The 15,839-nt window shown below is 61.7% G+C and carries 16 protein-coding genes and 1 riboswitch; of the genes, 1 reads left to right on the plus strand and 15 read right to left on the minus strand.

The genetic code is table 11. From position 1 onward, the window contains the following. Positions 1–15: 15 nt before the first annotated feature. The 12 genes from hypF to CP49_RS32015 form a co-directional block, all read right to left on the minus strand. Positions 16–2,283 (minus strand): carbamoyltransferase HypF, encoded by a 2,268-nt coding sequence (gene hypF, locus CP49_RS31960; RefSeq protein WP_057854110.1) that lies wholly within the window; start codon positions 2,281–2,283, stop codon positions 16–18. After that, a complete protein-coding gene (gene hypB / locus CP49_RS31965) occupies positions 2,280–3,239 on the minus strand; it encodes a hydrogenase nickel incorporation protein HypB (protein ID WP_057854111.1) in 960 nt (319 codons plus the stop codon). The genes hypF and hypB overlap by 4 nt, the downstream gene beginning before the upstream one ends. Next, positions 3,239–3,580 carry a hydrogenase maturation nickel metallochaperone HypA gene (gene hypA / locus CP49_RS31970; protein WP_057854112.1) on the minus strand — a complete coding sequence of 114 codons (342 nt, stop codon included), beginning with the start codon at positions 3,578–3,580 and terminating at the stop codon, positions 3,239–3,241. Before hypA ends, hypB begins: the two co-directional genes overlap by 1 nt. Then, the gene (locus CP49_RS31975; RefSeq protein WP_057854113.1) at positions 3,573–4,670 is read right to left on the minus strand and encodes a nickel-dependent hydrogenase large subunit; all 1,098 of its coding nucleotides are present in this window, start codon (positions 4,668–4,670) and stop codon (positions 3,573–3,575) included. Before CP49_RS31975 ends, hypA begins: the two co-directional genes overlap by 8 nt. Beyond that, complete coding sequence (hybE, locus tag CP49_RS31980) at positions 4,667–5,200, minus strand: [NiFe]-hydrogenase assembly chaperone HybE (RefSeq protein WP_063791808.1); 534 nt, start codon at positions 5,198–5,200, stop codon at positions 4,667–4,669. The genes CP49_RS31975 and hybE overlap by 4 nt, the downstream gene beginning before the upstream one ends. After that, a complete protein-coding gene (locus CP49_RS31985) occupies positions 5,190–5,405 on the minus strand; it encodes a rubredoxin (protein WP_057854114.1) in 216 nt (71 codons plus the stop codon). Before CP49_RS31985 ends, hybE begins: the two co-directional genes overlap by 11 nt. Beyond that, positions 5,402–6,220, minus strand: coding sequence for a hydrogenase expression/formation protein (locus CP49_RS31990; RefSeq protein ID WP_245310966.1), 819 nt, complete (start codon positions 6,218–6,220; stop codon positions 5,402–5,404). Before CP49_RS31990 ends, CP49_RS31985 begins: the two co-directional genes overlap by 4 nt. 457 nt (positions 6,221–6,677) lie before the next feature. Beyond that, a complete protein-coding gene (locus tag CP49_RS31995; RefSeq protein WP_057854116.1) occupies positions 6,678–6,968 on the minus strand; it encodes a HypC/HybG/HupF family hydrogenase formation chaperone in 291 nt (96 codons plus the stop codon). A gap of 16 nt (positions 6,969–6,984) precedes the next feature. Beyond that, positions 6,985–7,569: a HyaD/HybD family hydrogenase maturation endopeptidase gene (locus tag CP49_RS32000; RefSeq protein WP_057854150.1), complete on the minus strand. Its 585-nt coding sequence runs from the start codon at positions 7,567–7,569 to the stop codon at positions 6,985–6,987. 12 nt (positions 7,570–7,581) lie between these two features. Beyond that, entirely contained in the window at positions 7,582–8,313 is a 732-nt protein-coding gene (gene cybH, locus CP49_RS32005; protein ID WP_057854117.1) for a Ni/Fe-hydrogenase, b-type cytochrome subunit, read from the minus strand. Between the two features lie 11 nt (positions 8,314–8,324). Continuing rightward, a complete protein-coding gene (locus CP49_RS32010) occupies positions 8,325–10,115 on the minus strand; it encodes a nickel-dependent hydrogenase large subunit (RefSeq protein ID WP_057854118.1) in 1,791 nt (596 codons plus the stop codon). A 20-nt stretch (positions 10,116–10,135) separates the two neighbouring features. Further along, the gene (locus CP49_RS32015) at positions 10,136–11,227 is read right to left on the minus strand and encodes a hydrogenase small subunit (protein WP_057854119.1); all 1,092 of its coding nucleotides are present in this window, start codon (positions 11,225–11,227) and stop codon (positions 10,136–10,138) included. A 1,196-nt stretch (positions 11,228–12,423) separates the two neighbouring features. On the opposite strand from CP49_RS32015, the gene CP49_RS32020 reads away from it, so the two are divergent. Next, positions 12,424–12,999, plus strand: coding sequence for a histidine phosphatase family protein (locus CP49_RS32020; protein ID WP_057854120.1), 576 nt, complete (start codon positions 12,424–12,426; stop codon positions 12,997–12,999). Here the strand turns inward: CP49_RS32020 and cobT are convergent. The 3 genes from cobT to CP49_RS32035 are packed head-to-tail and all read right to left on the minus strand — an operon-like array spanning position 12,994 to position 15,578. Beyond that, positions 12,994–14,049 carry a nicotinate-nucleotide--dimethylbenzimidazole phosphoribosyltransferase gene (gene cobT, locus CP49_RS32025; RefSeq protein ID WP_057854151.1) on the minus strand — a complete coding sequence of 352 codons (1,056 nt, stop codon included), beginning with the start codon at positions 14,047–14,049 and terminating at the stop codon, positions 12,994–12,996. The two genes, CP49_RS32020 and cobT, sit on opposite strands and share 6 nt — an antisense overlap. 52 nt (positions 14,050–14,101) lie before the next feature. Then, complete coding sequence (gene cobF, locus CP49_RS32030) at positions 14,102–14,851, minus strand: precorrin-6A synthase (deacetylating) (RefSeq protein WP_057854121.1); 750 nt, start codon at positions 14,849–14,851, stop codon at positions 14,102–14,104. A 49-nt stretch (positions 14,852–14,900) separates the two neighbouring features. Next, positions 14,901–15,578 carry an energy-coupling factor ABC transporter permease gene (locus CP49_RS32035; RefSeq protein WP_057854122.1) on the minus strand — a complete coding sequence of 226 codons (678 nt, stop codon included), beginning with the start codon at positions 15,576–15,578 and terminating at the stop codon, positions 14,901–14,903. 37 nt (positions 15,579–15,615) lie between these two features. Beyond that, positions 15,616–15,835: riboswitch (cobalamin riboswitch) on the minus strand. Positions 15,836–15,839: the final 4 nt, after the last annotated feature.

The raw sequence follows: 15,839 nt of genomic DNA on the forward strand, positions 1-15,839 counted from the left end.
ACTGAGAGACACATATTAGGCTGTTCCTTCCAGGGCTGACGGCCGTTCTGCAATCTGCAGAGCGGCTATCCAGGCTTGTCCGAGGCTCAATCCACCGTCATTGGGCGGAACCTGCCGTGGCAGCAGCGGAGTGAGGCCGGCCGCAACGCAGCCGCGCTCGATTTCATCCGCGAGTACCGCGTTCAGGAAGCAGCCGCCGCTCAGAACGACGGCGGTAACGCCAGTTGTCCGCGCCGCGCGCGCGACCCAGTCAACGCAGGCAGCGGCAAACGTACCATGAAACAGCCCCGCTCCCTCCGTGGCGCTGACGTTGTCTGCAATCAAACGCGCAAACAGCGGGCGAAAGGACAGCACGTCGCCATCGATTATCCAGCCCGCTTCAAGCACCGCAGTCCGCCGCACATGCGCCTCGAGCTTCATCGCGGCTTCGCCCTCATAGCTCTGCAAAGTCGCGATCCCCAGCAGCGCCGCCGCTGCGTCGAACAGTCGGCCCGCGCTGGTCGTGGTCGCCACGCCGGGCTGATCGAGCATTGACGGCAGACGCTCGGCCTGAGGCTGTGCTGCAAAGCGCGGCCTGATTTCGTTTTCCCGTCCCAGCAAGTGAAATATTGCGCTCGCCATGCGCCAAGGCTCGCGGGCTGCGCGATCTCCGCCAGGCATTTGCAACGGCGCGAAATGCCCGATCCGTCGAAACCCGGCGCCTTCGCACAACAAGAGTTCGCCACCCCAGTTGCCGCCGTCGGAGCCATAACCATAGCCGTCGAGGAGAAGGGCGAGCGTAGGCCCCGCAAGGCCATGCTCCGCGATGACGGCCGCAGCGTGCGCGTGGTGATGCTGAACAGCGACCAGCGCGCGGCCGCTTGCTTCCGCAAAGCGGGTGGCCGCCATGTTGGGATGCAGATCATGGGCAATGACGACAGGATCGATGTCGAGGGTCGATGTGAGGTGCCGGATCGTCTCCTCGAAGAAGCGGATGCCTTCAGCCGTATTGAGATCGCCGATGTGCTGGGAGACGAAGGCCTCACTGCCCCGTGTGACCGTGATGGTCGATTTCAACGCGCCGCCGACGGCGAGGACGGGCGGCACAGACCTCGCAAGCCGGATCGGTTCGGGAACATAGCCGCGGGCGCGACGAATGAATTGGCGCCGCCCCGCCACCACCGCCACTACCGAATCATCGGCGCGCGTCAGAATATCGCGATCATGGGTCACAATAAGATCGGCGATGCCCGCGAGCCGCCGCAGCGCCTCCGCGTTGTCGATCGGGAGCGGTTCGCCGCCGGGATTAGCACTGGTGCTGACAATGACCGGACCTTCAGCCCCATGCCATGCACCTGTCGAACGAAGCGCATGGAAGATAAGGTGATGCAACGGGGCCGCCGGCAGCATCACGCCGACCCGCGACAGGCCAGGGGCTATCGCCGGCGCTAGATTGTTGCGCGACGGCAGGAGGACGATCGGACGGGCGACAGATTCGAGCAGTGGGAGCTCGGCGGCATTCGCCTCCGCAATCTCGCTGACCTGCTCTACGGAACCAACCATGACCGCGAACGGCTTCTGGTCGCGCTGCTTCCTCCTGCGCAAACGCTGCACGGCGTCATGGTTGCGAGCGTCGCAAAGCAGCTGGTACCCGCCAACCCCCTTTATTGCGACGATTTGGCCGCCATCGATCCCCGCGGCAATGTCGTTGATCCCATGACTGAGCCGAGGACCGCATGTCGGACATGCAATCGCTTCCGCATGAAACCGGCGGCTCGCCGGATCGGCATATTCGCCCGCGCAGACGGCACACATCGCAAACTCCCCCATCGCCGTGTTGCGGCGATCGTAGGGAAGGCGTTCGGCGATGGTATAGCGCGGGCCGCAATGAGAGCAGTTGATGAAGGGATAGAGGTAATGGCGGCTGTTCGGGTCGAACAACTCATCGAGACATTGCTGGCATGTCGCGGCATCGGCGACGATCCGCGTCGAGCCCCTCCCGTGTTCGCTGGCGCGGATTGAGAAGTCTTTCGCCGCAAGCGCATCAATCTCCTGAACGGAGATGTGGTCGATCCGCGCCAATGGAGGGCTTTCGAGTGGCAAAGCGGCCACAAACTCGCACGTAAGGTCGCCCTCAACCTCGATGATCACGCCATCAGGATCGTTGGCGACGAACCCGGCCAACCTATAACGGGTAGCGAGACCATAAATATACGGACGAAAGCCGACACCCTGCACGGCGCCACTGACGCGCACCCGCAGCCGCGTTCCGCCGCGGATGATGGCGTCGCCGCTCGCGCTCATGGCAATGCGTCAGCGACGGGACGCCTCTGATTCGCAGCCTGCTTCCGGATCCAGGCGTAGAGCGCGGCAAAGCCCTCGCCCGTACGCGCCGAAACCGTCAGCACCTCAATGTTCGGATTGACGCGTCTCGCATATTCGATGGTCTTGGCTGAATCGAAGTCGACCACCGGCGCCAGATCAATCTTGTTGATCAGCATCAGCGACGATGCGGCGAACATATCCGGATATTTGAGCGGCTTGTCTTCACCATCGGCGGTCGAGAACACCACGATCTTACAGGCCTCGCCGAGATCGAACGCCGCGGGACAAACTAGATTCCCGACATTCTCGATGAAGAGAATACCGCCCTTGAGCGGCGGCAAGCGGCGATAAGCCTCACCGACCATCGCAGCATCGAGATGGCAGCCCTTGCCCGTATTGATCTGAATTGCGGGCACGCCGGTGGCGCGAATGCGATCGGCATCGTTCGAGGTCTGCTGGTCTCCCTCGATGACACCAACCGGGCGGCTATCCTTCAGTTCGGAGACGGCACGGACGAGCAGCGAGGTTTTGCCGGCGCCCGGACTGGAAACAAGATTGAACACGAGCAGGTCATCGGTCAGGAAGCGCGCGCGGTTGTCGGCGGCGATCCTATTGTTCTTGCCAAGGATGTCGCGCTCGATCCGAATGGTTCGCTCGCTGCTCATACCCGCGATCTTCAAGCCGGCCGGATCGGCACCGCAATCCACAAGCGCCCCTCCGCCCTGAGCATGTTGATGGCTATGATCATGATGGTGATAATGGCCGTGGTGATGGTTGTGAGAATCATGCACGTTTTGACCGCTATGCACATGATCACGGTGGTGACCGTAGTGATCATGCGCATGATCATGGTGATGGCCCTGGGTTTGCGCACCTTGCGCGTCGGCGCGTTCGATGGAGGGCGTTCTTTCGCTACAGCCACATACGGTACACATCAATCGACCTCCAGCTCTTTCACCTGCATCTCTTCGCCCCCGGTCATCTGCAGCTGATAGCTGCCGCAGCAGGGACACGGCTCATCGCGCTGCGCAATCTCAACACTCCTCGAACAGGCCATGCACCAGGCGACGCCAGGCAATTCGATGACCTCAATAACCGCGCCATCGGCGATGGTCCGCGCGGCAACGGCCGCAAAGCAGAACTTCATCGCTTCGGGAGCGACATGGCTGAGCGCCCCGATCTCCAGACACACGGTCTTCACCCTGGAAAACGATCGCCGGCGCGCCTCCTCCTCGATGATCTCGACGATGCCCTCACAAAGCGCCATTTCATGCATCGCCAATTTCGCGAAAATTGAGAGTGAACCCGACGCAAGGGTCGAACGATGCGACCATCGAGCGAACCGCACCCAGTCCCCGCGGTTTCGCGGCCAGCACCGCGCCTTGCAGGCTGCGGACAAGCGGTCCGCGCGCGTGGAAATTCCACTCGGTTGGGGCAAGAAATTCCAAGCGCAACATCTGCCCCTGACGATCAAGCTCAACCGCGTGATAGAGTCGTCCCCTTGCGCATTCGACCGCGGCCGCACCACGGCCCGGCCCCAGCCTGTAGCTTTCGACGATCCCATCCTCCGCTGTTTCAACATAAGCACTGGAGCGGAGCCAAGCGTGCAGTCGCACGATTTCCGCGATCCTCGCCTTCAGCCGCTCGGCCGGCCCCGACCGGCCTAGCGTGAGCTGATCACGCATCATTTGGCGCGCCCACGCACCTGTCTCGGGAATGCGGCCCTCCAGGTCGGGGCAACGGCAAAATCCTGCATCATCCGCGAGCAGCCGTTCAATGACGCCGCGGTCGTCGGCAACGGACAAAAACGAGTGCTGCGTCGGCATTGGGTTCAACGCGTCTTCCTCGAGAGCCGCGATGCGAAGCGCGAGTGGGTTACCGAGTGTCGGCGCGCCGTCTTCGTTCGTTATGCCAAGCGCTGCCAGCGCAATCGGAACCCGCGCTGTTGCCTCGCGTCGAACCTGGCCGCAGCCGGGCTCTGAGCTGTTGAGAAGTGCCGATACCCCCTCCATCAGGGCGCGGATCGCTGCGGCGCTGGTGGTATCCAGCGCGAAATGCCCGACAAACAGGCCCCGCAGCAATTCCGCTAGCCGCTCGGCAACGACCATGGCGATACGATGCTGCCGCGTCGCAAGGCTGATGTTTTCGCCGCGCGCCGCCTCGATCGCGGACAGGAATGCCACCTGGTGCGCGGCGGCACACAACGAGAAGATTCGCGGCAGCACGTTGAGCAACGAAGCGGCCGGCTTGCCGGCGAATAGCCGCGCCAGTGGCGGCCGGGCGCACGGCAGAATCTCGACCGCGGCAATTGCGTCGCCAGCAAGCGATACGGTAACATCGATCTGGTTGCGGACGGCGAGGCTCATGCGCGCCGCTCCGTCAGTACACCGTGCAAGAAATGCCGGCGGTCGAACGAACTGATATGTGGCGCATCTGTCCCATGTGACGCCGCGCGATTGGCCGGCGACATCAGCGCCGCGAGCGCTGCTTCGGCGGTGGCGCGCGCGGACGCCATATCCTCGAACTCAAACATCGGCGAGAACAGTGAGTAGCTCGCGATCGAGCCCACGGGCACCAGATCGCTGACGGTGAATTCGATCTCGCCGGCCGGAAATCGCAAGCGCAGGTTCGATCCCGGGCCCGGAGACGATTGCGAAATGCCGTCACGCATGGGTGTGACCACGTTCATGAACCAGGGCGTGACCATCATGCCGACGATCCTGCCCTCGCGCGCGCGAAAGGCGATGGCTTCGACGCTCAAGGCCTCGTTGAAGATCGGCAGGTCGCGCATGGTGCGATCCGCGATATCCCGATAGGCTGCCGAGAGCATCTCGCCCCACGCCGACGCATCGGCGTGCATGCTCGTGCGGGAATGCTGTTCGCGGTCAGACGTCATCTTCAATCGCCATGAACTTCGATTTGGGCGCATCGCAATTTGGACAACGCCACTTTTCGGGCAACCCGGCAAAAGGCGTTCCCGCTGCAATCTGCGTCGCCTCATCCCCCTCAACTGGGTCATAGACGATCCAACAGATGCCGCACTCCATGCGCGAGCCGTCTGCGATATCCTTCCGGACGCCACAATTCTCGAAGCTCGTCATTCGAAGTAAGCTTTGATGATTTCTTGCAGGCGTTCGGCGGAATCCCAGAAATCTTCCTCGGCGGCCAACGCAGCCGTTGGCACGCCGCCGACCTCCAGCGTATCCAGAATGATGGTGTCCATGGCATTGAAGAACTGCACCGACCAGACGTTCCGGATGCCCGTCGCAAGCACTCGGCAAGTCCCGTAGCCGCGCGAGCTGAGCTGGATCGGCCCGTTGCCGACGCTTTGCTGCAGAAACGCCTGGTCGACCGGGCTCATCGGCAGCAGGGTGAAGTTGATGATCTGCGAGCGCATGTCCGGCCGCCAGGCCAATGCCCGCTCGCGGATTTCCGCGAGCACCGGCAGCACGTTCATCGCGCCGTCCGGTGCCGCGCCGATCATGAGATCGCTCGACGTCAGGTCGGTTGCGGCGCGCCGCACGATCTCCGGGATCGCACCGACCTCGACATATTCGTGTGCGGCGTCGGTCTCGATGCGCACGCGCCAGATTCCCGCAAGTACCGATTCCTGGATTTGCGCCACGCGGCCACCCGGCAGCGCCACGACGCCGGCGAGCTCGCCCTCCCCAAGCACGTCCGCAATCAGCTTGCGCTCGAGATCGCTGAGATTCCCGAGCCTGAACAGCTGCGTCGGCACGTCGCTCTTCTGGCCGGCAGCGGCAGCCGCGACGGAAGACAACAGCGCGATGGCACTCGGACAGTTCCTTGCCAGCTCGATGCCATTGACCGAAGCGGGCCTCGCGAGCGCACCCGCAGCCGTCAGCCCGCTATGGGCTGAGTCGAGACTTTCCGCGGCGATAGGAAACACGCTCATCGGCTGCTCGCATTTTCTCGGCGCTATGGGGCGCGACCCGGAAACCTGTTTCATGATACGACGTTCCGTTGGTGTGCTGAGGGACGATGCTCAGACGCGCCATTGGCGCGCGGGCGATCAATGAGCTTCGCAATGCGATCGATAGAGATCTCCCGGATCTTGGCGATCATGACGAGTGTCTTTCGCTTGTGCGACGCTTGCGGTCCCCACCTCGGACAGATGGAGCCGCGTCAGATCATGTTTCCCGGGCTGAAAGTCCATCAGCCGCCTCTCTGATAATCCATGGTTCTGCTGGATGAGGTGTAGCAAGGCGCGTGCCAACCATTGCTCTTTCGCGATTGCGTTCCCGCTCGGATCAGCACCTGCTCGACATATTCCACGTGAAGCTCGTTTCGGCTGCAAGTTTGGCTTCTGATTGGCAAAGATGGGCAGGCAGTGTCCGGGAGGCGGCACCAGGCTAGCGCAGGTGCTCGGGCAGTTGCGGCTCTTGACCGATCAAGTCCGCAAAGAAACGATCACAATTGTCGTCATTGAGGGCCGCATCACGGCCCTCAAGCGCGTCCGCGATAAGCCGCGCTTCGTCGTCATCCAAGAGCCGCACCGCGGTATCGATATGGACAAGCACCTTGGCACCGACCGGCGGCTCGGAGAGCAGCATGACTGAGACGCGCCGCTGTTCATTGGCATATTCGCAAAGCGCCGACATGCCGTCGGTCTCAATAATCGTCATTGGCAAGCCAAGGCACATGGTAATCGGCGAGCCGCTAGATCGGCCGCGCCCTCCTCTCATACTTTGCATGGTCGATGTCGTTCGCGAGCAGACGCTCCGACTCCGGTAGCGGCGCGGTCCGCAGTTTTGCCGGAGAACCCCACTGCGCCAGCAGTTCGCAAGCCAGTTCGATCGCAGGCGCAATCTGAGTGCGCACCGGAGCGGTCAGCGGCCCGCCCCAATCCTCCAGATCAAGTGGCTGACAGCCGATTAGAGCGAGCTCTCGCGGGCAGCGGCCAAGCAGGTCGGCCGCACTTAAGACCTCCTGGAAACCGGTCTGATGCAGGCTCACCTTCTTGGCGCCGGTGAATTTCGGCACCTCCTCGTCTCGCACGAGCTTCAAGTGCCCGGGCGCGAGTCCATAATCGATGGCATCGAACGCGATCAGGCAATCGGCCTCCTCGAGAAAATTGACGAGGTAGAGCCCCTGCGTGCCGCCATCGAGCATGGTGACATTGTCAGGGACGTCGTAGCGGCGGTGGAACTGCTCCACCACCCGCACGCCGAACCCCTCATCGGCCCACAGGATATTGCCGATGCCGAGCACCAGGATCCGTTTCGTATTCTCCGGAGTTGGCATCTGCATCGTCAATCAATCGCGGAATTCGCGCTCGCCAGAAATGATCGAGGAGACGATGCTCTGGCGCGACACGATGTCTTCCCGAACCGCCGTATAGATGTGGATGAGCGCAAACGTCACGATCATCCACAGGCCGAGATGATGCCAGGTGTGGACGTCCTGGCTGTTCGGCCAAATCGAAAACACCCAGCCGAACAGCTTGTACTGCCAGCTGTCGTTGCCGGTGCCCTGCGCGTACAGCGCAAAGCCGCTGACGATCATGAACGCGATCGCCAGCGTAAACATGAAGAACATAGCGAGCTGGGCCAGCGGATTGTGCGCGACATATTTCTTCGGCTCGGCCGCAACGAAAGCGTACCAGCGAATCTCGTGCCACACCTCGCGCCAATAGCTCTTGCGCCAGAGCGGCACATAGAAAATCTGCTTAGCATGGGGGTTGCCCATGAACGCCCAGTAAATGCGGAAGAGGAAGCCGAGCGTGAGCACATACCCTGCGGAAAAATGCGCAAAGCGGATATAGCCGAACAGGAAATTGTCGCTTGTCTCTCCCGGCATGGTCGGTATCGCACTGCCGATGAAATAACCGGTAAGGCCCAACACCAGGATTGCCGCAGCGTTGATCCAATGCCACAGCCGCACCGGCGCCTCGTAGACGTAGACGACGCCACGCTCGGCGCTGAGGCCGGAGCGTACCGCGTCGGCCGCGACAGCGGCGGTTAGCGCTTGCGGAGATTTGTCCAGCAATGCCGCCTCCCCTAGCGGACCTTGACCGTTGCCATTTCCTGGCCATCCGGCCCCATCACATGGGTCGAGCAGGCCAGGCATGGATCAAAGGAATGGATCGTGCGCAGGATTTCCAGCGGCTTCTCCGGATCAGCGATCGGCGTATCCATCAACGAGGCCTCAAATGCACCGATATTGCCGTTTGGATCACGCGGCGAGCCGTTCCATGTCGTCGGCACGACGCACTGGTAGTTGTCGATCTTGGTCTCCTTGATCTTGATCCAGTGCCCCAGCGCACCACGCGGCGCCTCAGTGAAACCGTAGCCCTTGGCTTCCTTCGGCCAGCTCTCCGGCTTCCATTTATCGACGTTGGCGGTAGCGGTGTCACCCGTTTTGATATGCGCCATAAGCTTGTCCTGGAAATAGCGCATCTGGTGCGCGGCCCATTGGCATTCGAGCGCACGCGCCGCAGTGCGGCCGAGCGTCGAGAAGAGCGCAGCGAAGGGCAGATCGAGCGTCTTCAGCAGCTTCTCGGTCGGTTCCTTGAACTCCGCTTTGCCTTGCACGTAACCTATGATGTATCGCGCCAGCGGTCCCACCTCGACGGAGTTGCCGCGCCAGCGCGGCGCCTTGATCCAGGAATATTTGCCGCCTTCGTCGAGCTCCTTGATGTCGGTCCTGGTGCCCTTGACGTTGGGCCCGAGCTGGAAATTCGGCTCGGTGATACCATCCCAGGGATGCAGCCCCCTGGTTTCATCAGGATATTTGTACCAGGAATGAGCGACGAACTCCTGGATCTGCTCGGGATCGCCGTGATCGATTGGCAGGACTTCGCTGAAATTGCCATTGAGGATCACGCCGCGCGGCTGCTTGAGGTTTTTCGCGGAATAATCATTGGCGTTCTCGGGAATGTCGCCATAGGACATTATGCTCTTAGCCGAGAGACCGCCGCCATAGAGCCAGTCTTTGTAGAAGGAGCCAATCACGGCAACGTCGGGCAGATAAACCTGCTCGACGAATTCGATCGAACGGCAAATGATCGAGGATACCAGGTTCAGCCGCTCCATATTGATGGCGCCCACTGCACCGGTACCATCGACATTGATGGCACAGGCCACGCCACCGACCAGCCAATTCGGATGCGGGTTCTTGCCGCCATAGATGGCGTGGATCTTGACGACGTCCTTCTGGAAGTCGAGCGCTTCCAGATAATGCGCCAAGGCCATCAGGTTCGCTTCCGGCGGAAGCTTATAGGCCGGATGCCCCCAATAGGCATTCTTAAAAGGGCCGAGCTGTCCTGATTCAACGAACTTGGTGAGCCTGATCTGCAGATGCTTGAAATAGCCTGGCGATGATAGAGGCCAGGACGAGACCGATTGCGCCAACGCAGAGGTCGCCTTGGGATCGGCCTTGAGGGCGGAAATCACGTCGACCCAATCCAACGCGTGCAGGTGATAGAAGTGCACAAGATGATCATGCACCTGCAGGCAGAGCTGCATGATATTGCGGATCGAATTAGCATTCTCTGGAATGGTGATGCCCAGCGCGTTCTCCACCGCGCGCACCGAGGTGAGCGCATGTGTGCCGGTGCAGACGCCGCAAATCCGCTCGGTGAACGCCCAGGCATCGCGAGGATCGCGTCCACGCAGGATCGTCTCGATGCCGCGCCACATAGTTCCGGATGAGACCGCGTTGCGGATCACATTGTCGGAATCGAGATTGACCTCCACGCGGAGGTGGCCTTCGACCCGGGTCAGCGGATCGATGACGATGCGTTTGCCGGAATGGTCGAGTTTGAACCCATTGGGTGTCTGGGCGCCCATCGTTGTCCTTCTGAATTCGATTATTTTTCCTGAGCTACGCGGCCCGGTTTACGGGTCAGCCGCTTCGCGGCCGTGACCGCCGCGTGCGCGGCAACGGCTAGGCCGACCGCGCCGGCAGCGGCCATGCCGATCTGATCGGCGTTGGCCTCGATGCCGAATTGCCTGATGGTCGTCAGTCGATCGTAAAATGAGCCCTTGTCCCAGAAGCCGTCTTCGGAGCAGCCGAAACAGCCGTGGCCGGATTGGATCGGGAAGGAAACGCCGCCGTTCCACCGAACGGTCGAGCAGGCGTTGTAGGTGGTCGGCCCCTTGCAGCCCATTTTGTAGAGGCAATAGCCCTTGCGCGCGGACTCGTCGTCCCACCCCTCGACAAACTGGCCGGCGTCGAAATGGGGACGCCTGTAGCACTTGTCGTGGATGCGCTGGGAATAGAACATCTTTGGACGTCCTTGGCGGTCGAGCTCGGGAAGCTTTCCGAACGTCGTGATGAAGGTCACCAAGGCGGTCATGACCTCTGCGATGGGCGGGCAGCCGGGCACCTTGATGATCGGTTTGTTCGTGATCACTTTATCGATCGGCGTCGCCCCAGTCGGGTTGGGCTTGGCCGCCTGCACGCAACCCCAGGACGCACAAGTCCCCCAAGCGATGATCGCCATGGAATCTTCCGCCATCGCCCTGAGCTTTTCGACGAACGGCTTGCCGCCATCAATGCAGAACATGCCGCCTTCGTTCAGCGGCGGATTGCCTTCAACGGCAAGCACATACTCGCCCTTGTACTTGGCGCGGATCTCCTCGAGGATGGCTTCGGCCTGGTGTCCTGCCGCCGCCATGATCAGGGCGTCATAATCCAGCGAGATCATCGACAGCACCACGTCTTTGACCAGCGGATGGGCCGAGCGGATAAAGCTTTCCGAACAGCAGGTGCATTCGAGCCCGTGCATCCAGATCACGGGCACACGCGGCTTTGTCTCCAGCGCGTTGGCAATCTGGCTTGCCGCGAGCGGACCGAGCCCGAGGCTCGTTGCCGTCAAACTGCAGAATTTGTGGAAACTGCGACGCGTGATACCCTGACGTCTGATGACGCCGTAAAACGTTTCCGCTGCCCCGCCCATAAATTCTTCCCGAGATCTGTTATCGACGACTTGCCGACGATCGGGTAGCAAGAAGCAGGCCAAGCCGCGATGACAGCTGCGGCCGCGTCACATCAATTTCTTCTTTGGCTCGTTACTGAAGCAGCGCATTTCGATCAGCTATCTCATTCGCCTCCCACCACTCGACCCAGATCAGATCGCACGTCGCGATGCGTCCGGCGAGACGCGCGGGATGACTACAGATTGTCGAGAACAGTCAGATGTCGCACCTCCTGCGCCAATGGCTGGGAGAGCGGCATGGTCGTGCGGATCTTTTACCGTGTCCCAGCAATCGACGTGCCACCAAGCACGTTGTACGAGCGTTGCTTTAAGAGTGAAAACCATGTGCTTCGCGCCGCGGCGACGGAATACTTGCGCCTCGGCGTCGGTTTCTGGACATACGCGTATTCAACCGGACACGCCGAACACGACACCACGGAGCATCGAATGACGATGGTCGTCTCTCGACGAGCTCAGTTGCCCCTTTCGGCGGCCGAGCGGGAAGTCAGCGTGGGAGGAGCGACGCTGCTACACATCGCACCAGCTTATAGTTATTCTCGCTGTTGGCCTGATCATGTCAGCCAGTGGTATCGCAATAGGTCGCCGCCGATTGAGCCGTAAGCCTGCAAAGCAGGTCACTGCGCCGGACAGCTTGGCGCGCCCGCGACGACGCGCAGGATCCCCCGGCGATCGTTCGAGACATTCGGGAGCTCAGTTAGCTCGATGCCGACGCATTCGCGAGCCGGGCGATGTCGATTCCAGAACAGGGGCCGATGGCAACCAAGAATCCGAAGCTTAGAACTACTCCCAGGATGCGATCATGAGCTGACCTCCTCCGCGGACAGCGTAGCTTCCGCGTTCTCCTGAACATGGTGTAGGGATCGGGGCACCAGCGGCGTCGGCATGGTCGAGTGGACGACCGCCACGCTCGCAACGAGTTGCTACTTCAGCGCGGGCGCCCATCGCCGTCGCATTAACGAGAGAGGGCACGAGCGCTGTCATGAGAAACTAGCGTGACGCGAGGCTACAACGCGCCTTCCTTGCACGGCGGCGGCGGCGGGAGGTGTTGAGATAGGCATTTTGCTCCGGCTGTGATATTAATCCTTGGTCGCGGTAAAGCGTCCGCGGGCGAATATTCAAGATGTTTCTCGCATTGATAAGCATCTCGGAGATATGGGATGGAAGGGGAAGCCTTTCTTTGGTTGGTCCGGCATGCGGTCGTCGATTCTATCGAAGGAACGATCTCCCCTTCGGGCGCTCCGGCCGATCTCAGCGATCGGGCGCATTTGGAAGCCGTGCGAAGGCGCTTGCCGCGGGACGCCGCAAGCTATGCGAGTCCGTCTCAACGAACTCTCGATACCGCGCGCGCATTCGAGCTTGATCCAATCCCGGTGCCTGAGTTTCGGGAGCAGGACTTCGGGGATTGGACCGGCCGACGTCACGACGATCTCGCCGCTTTCGGAGAAGAAAGGTACGCCGAGTTCTGGAAGGATCCCGCTCGTTCAAGCCCACCCGGCGGCGAGAGCTTCGAAGATCAAATTGCGAGGGTTCGGGATGGACTACGTAAAATAGCTGCTGGTCCAGCAACGCTCGTCGTGCATTCCGGCACTATTCGCGCCGCGCTCTGCGTAGCCCTCGACATCGCACCGCAAGTAGCGTTGCGCTTTGTTATCGATCCGCTGTCGATCACCCGAATTGATCGGCTACGGAACGATTGGCGGATTGTGTCGGTCAATCAGAATGTCGCGTTATGAGCGATTCGGAACGCTGGCTTGCGCGAAGGTCGCCATGCCATTGTGCAGAGCGCATGCAAGCCGCAGGATCGGCAATGCGAGCGCGGCGCCCGATCCCTCCCCTAACCTGAGGTCCAGATTGAACAACGGCTGCACATTCAGGGCCTCAAGAACCAGGCGGTGCCCCTGCTCGGCCGATTGATGCGAGGATAAGAGAAAGGGCCGACACGACGGATTAAGATGCACCGCCGTCAATGCCGCGACGGACACGATGAAACCGTCGATCAGGATCGGGAGGCGACGCTGTGCGGCGGCGATGATCGCGCCCGTAATCGCAGCAGTTTCGAGACCGCCTACCGCGCACAGGATCCGCTCGGCACAAGTTCCTGGTCTTGTAAGGGCATGACGAGCCAGCGCTGCATCAATCAGGTGCGCCTTGCGCGCACGGCTGTCTGCATCGATCCCGGTGCCATTGCCGGCCACCTGCTCGGCGCCCATGCCAAGCAGGGCGGCGGCGACTGCCGCAGAAGTCGTGGTGTTGCCGATCCCCATGTCACCAAGGATCAGAAGATCTGGCTCTGCTGAGGCCGCGCGCGCTACGGCGCGCTTGCCGCAGTCGAAAGCGAAGGCGACCTCCCCCGACTCGAGCGCCGCTTCCTTGCTGAAATCCCGGCTGCCCCGGCGCGGCTTGTCTGTCGCGACTCCCGGGATAGGCTGTTCGGCGAGCGTCCCGGCATCGACGATCTCCAGACTTAAGCCCAGTTCGCGCGCGAGAACCGAAATTGCTGCACCGCCTGACGCGAAATTCGACATCATCGCGCTCGTAACTTCCTGAGGATAGGCCGATACTCCCTGCGCGACGATGCCGTGATCCCCTGCAAAGACGATGATAGGCACGGCCTCGGCTCGAGGCCGTTCGGTTTGTTGCAGACCGGCGAGCTCGATCGCGAGGTGCTCGAGGCGACCCAGCGCACCGGTCGGCTTGGTGAGCTCGGCCTGACGGGCCAGGGCAGCATTGCGATGGGCGGTCGAAACGCCCGGGCACTCCTGGTAGACCCACTCGGGTAGCATGTCGTCCTGCCCTTGGTAATTGTTCAAGATGCCAGCGGCCTTCGCACGCGTGCTACGACACGCGCTTGAGTATGTAGCTATCCATGATCCAGCCGTGCCTGGCGCGTGCTTCCTGTCGTGCGGCGACGATGCCTGGCCCCACTTCTGCAAGCGCACCTGACATGGTGATCTGCTCGGGCATCCCGAGATACGCGCCCCACCAGATATGTAGTCCGTTCGGGTCGAGCGACTGGAACGCGGCACCGCCATCGAGCATGACGGCCACGGTGTCGGTGCCGGACGGCCAACCGACCTCGCGCAGCCGCCGTCCGGTGGTGACGAGAAAGAGCTCCCCGATGTCGTTCAGCGGCAGTGAATGCACGGCGCAAAGCGCCTGGATCGACGTGACGCCTGGCACGACCTCGATCGTTGGCGCCGGATCAAGCCTTCGTGCGATCCGCAGGCTCGAGTCGTATAGCGAAGGATCGCCCCAGATCAGCAGGGCAACGCGCCCGTCATGACCGAGATGCGCCGCAATTGCCCGGGACCAGGTCACGGCGACGGCGTCGTGCCATTCCTCCACTCCCTTGCGGTAGTGCTCCTGCGCAGTATCGCGAACGGGCAGGTCGAACTCAGCAACGCGCGTCCGGCTGCTCGTCAAGGCTTGCGCACAAATCAGCCGGCGCAGGTCGGCGAGATCGGACTTCGCGGCACCTTTGCGCGGAATCAGCACCAGGTCAGCCGCATTGATCGCGCGGATCGCAGCAAGCGTGAGCTGCTCGGGATCGCCGCAGCCAATGCCTATCAGGGAGAGTGTCAGCATCACGTTATGAGTGGGGCGGCCGCGACTTGCGACCGCCCTTACGCCATCTTCAGGCGGCTTTGTGAAGGCGATAGGTAACAAGACCATCGGCCGTCACACCTCGCAGCGATTTTGCCAGTCCCAGCACGGCCAGATCGGCCAGCGGCTCAACTACTACGACAAGCGCATAGGAAGCGGCGAAAGACGCGATGGAGGCGAGGTTCTCGGCCGCAAAGCCCGTGCCATACAGCGCCCAAAAGGCGACCCACGCCACGATGCCGGATTGATAGGCGGTCGAAAGCGCAAGCGCCTGGCGATACTGCAGGTCAACATAAGCGGTGTTGCGAGGAATGCTCCACCCGGCCAGCGCCTGGATCGCAAACAAAGGCACCAGCAGCGTGGTCACGTTCATACCATATTGCGGCAGGTCGGTCGGTACGAAGAACAGCCCCTGCAGCAGAAGACCAAGAGCCAGCCCGAACGCGGCTGGCGCTGCGCCGAACAGGAGAAACAGCGTCGAGCCGAGAATGAAATGCACCTCCGAGACCCCGACCCGGAAATGCGGCAGCAACTCGAAAAACGAGAAGACCAGGACCGTTGTTGCGACGGTGCGCACCGCCAATGAAACGATCCCCTGCTCGCGCACTGTTTCGGCCGCGAGCTTGAGGGCGCAGCCGGCGGCGGCTGCCCCGGTCGCGTAACTCAGCACGAGCTTGGCGCCTGTAACGATTTCCGGTTCGATATGCATGATTTACATCCCTCCTGCCGTCACACCCGACGGCGTTGGCGTCAAAAACTGCAGGGCCGGTCTCCTGGCTCGCGGTTCGAAACGGACCTCCAGCCTTCCCGGGCTTGACGGCCCAGTGGCGGATTGGAGTCCCTCACCGCTTACAGTCGCGGGGGCGGCCGGGGCTTCAGGCGCCGCAATTGGGTCCGCCCTACCCCATTCCCGATTATGCTCCGGCGCTTTGCGCCGCTTCGAGCACCATGCCTGTTCTGTGTGCCCCTT

It is taken from the genome of Bradyrhizobium valentinum, from assembly GCF_001440405.1.
GTDB classification, from domain to species: domain Bacteria; phylum Pseudomonadota; class Alphaproteobacteria; order Rhizobiales; family Xanthobacteraceae; genus Bradyrhizobium; species Bradyrhizobium valentinum.